Genomic DNA, 2,139 nt, shown 5'->3' on the forward strand with positions numbered 1-2,139 from the left:
GCGTGATGTCATAATTGCGTCAATTGGCATCCCACCACGCCCTTCATTAAAATCATACCAAAGCCCTTCTTTACTGCCTTTTAGCGTAACGATAAGACCACCGCTAAAACGCATTTCACGTGAGTTAATTGATTTGGGCTCACCGAATATGGCTTTATAAGTTTCTACGGGCGCTACCATTAATGCTTCATTTATCGCTCTGGCATCAAGATAGGATGTACTTTGACTTATTTTTCGTAGATTCGGGTTAACCTTTGTAGCAGGTTGAGAATGTTCTTTAATTTCGTATTGTTTTCTAATGCTTTTATCAAATGCACTGATTTGTTCAAGCAATGCCTCTTTCCCTTTTAATGCTTCAATAAAGGAACGATCGTTTTTAATGCGCGTTACCTCACAAAATACACTTGACCAGTTACCTTTCCAGGCAGCAATAGCTTTGTCTGTTTTTTGGTTTTCAAGGGTTGGGTATTGATGAATTAGTTTTTTGGCAAGAACATTGATTGAATTGATTTGAGTGCATTTTGCAAGATGACTTTCGGCCTGTTGATTGAATTTATCACAATCTATTCGTTCTAGTTTTAAATGACTTCCTAAGTAAGTTGATTGACGTAGTGAGAAGGCAATTGCATCTCTTTTGGCTGATTGAATGCTTGCAAGCCCTGCATTCGTGCTGTTTGTTTTACGTTCATTAGGCGTCAAATTGTAATGAGCTTTCCAATGCGCGCGCATCTTATGATTGGCCATTTTGTACAGAAGAATCTTTTTATAATCCCCAGCCTCATCCATACTTGCTGTTTGGTAACGTTCTTGTCTTTCTACTACCCGAAGATACTTCCCTAGAATTTTTGAATCGATGTTTGCTTCAACAATAAAAGGATAATAGCCTTTGATGTGTTCTTGGATTTGACGGGCAAGTGTTAATTTCGTTTTAAAATTACTGGTCGATTTAACAAACTGTCCAACGGTTTCTCGATAATGATGTAGCGTACTTTGTTTGCTTAGACTATTGAGATCTATCTTGAAATAAGAGGCTACATCCATAAGGGCTGGGTTATTTATAATTTGGGAAGCCAAGCTGTTTTTAAGCGTCATTAATTGTTGAGTCTTTGAGTCAGGAATCTGAAAAGTTCCCTCTTTTGGTGCTTCACGAAGAGAGCTACTCCATGATGTTCTGATTTCTTGCTGCACTGCTTTGAGCGCTTTAACGGTATCAAATGCGAGTTTTGCCTCGCCACTTAATCCCTGTCTAAATAGACGATCACTTTGTATCCTGGCATCAGAGTGAATAGCCTTCCACAAGGACTCCTGCGATTTACCCTCAATGCTTGCCAAATCGATAATGAAACGATGTGAGAGTTTTGATTCTCGCTTAATCTGATGGGCAAGGAGGGGTTTTTGTTCTTCCGATGCCTTGATGTAATCAAGGACATTCAGATGGACTTGATGAAGGCTTGCGCGTTCTGCAAGCTTCTCAAGCCGAACATAGGCTTTTTCATTTTCTTTTCTTAAATGGTGTTGTGGGACACCAAGACGGTTCACTTCGCCGATAGAGAAATGGGTAAGCCATGGTTGATGACTTTTAAGATCCTTGCTAATAAGAGATGCCTGTTGATAAAGGGTGTTGTATTGTTTTTGCAAACTCTTTTGATTCATGGCCTTGTCATTTTTAGTATCCTTATGGGTTATCGTGTGCTTGATGCTATGAGCAATACGTTCAGACAGATGCACATAGTTTTTTACAGTATTAAAATGATAGCGATCATCACCTTTTAAATTTGCACAAAGTTTTGCTGTTTCAAGGAGCAAGGCATCACGTTGATAGGTTTTGTGACTATGAGAAAGTCGGGTAATAGCCAATCTATAGCACGTTTTATTTTTAATAATTTTTGCGGCATGGATGGAGGCTTGTCTTGTATTTGAATGTTGCTTTGCCTCATTGTAGGAAGTGATTTCCCGCTCCATCTCGTTCCATTCGCTTTCACGAATTTGTTTTTTCTCTATGACGCTTTGCAAAGACAGTTCATTGGGCTTTAGGCCTGCTGCATGTTGTTGAAGCACTTTACTATTAACAAACTCAAGAGCCGCGCCTTTTTGTGAATCACGGGTGGTTATGGTTTTCACCAGATTGTCTTTATCATC

General features: G+C 39.4%; 1 protein-coding gene. It reads right to left on the minus strand.

Features of this window, described 5'->3' with window-relative positions; translation table 11 throughout:
* On the minus strand, positions 1-2,121 hold a 2,121-nt coding region (locus K2Y18_05540), incomplete at its 3' end, for a conjugative transfer relaxase/helicase TraI (GenBank protein ID MBX9805198.1).
* Positions 2,122-2,139: the final 18 nt, after the last annotated feature.

The organism is Alphaproteobacteria bacterium, assembly GCA_019746225.1.
Taxonomy (GTDB): Bacteria; Pseudomonadota; Alphaproteobacteria; order Paracaedibacterales; family VGCI01; genus VGCI01.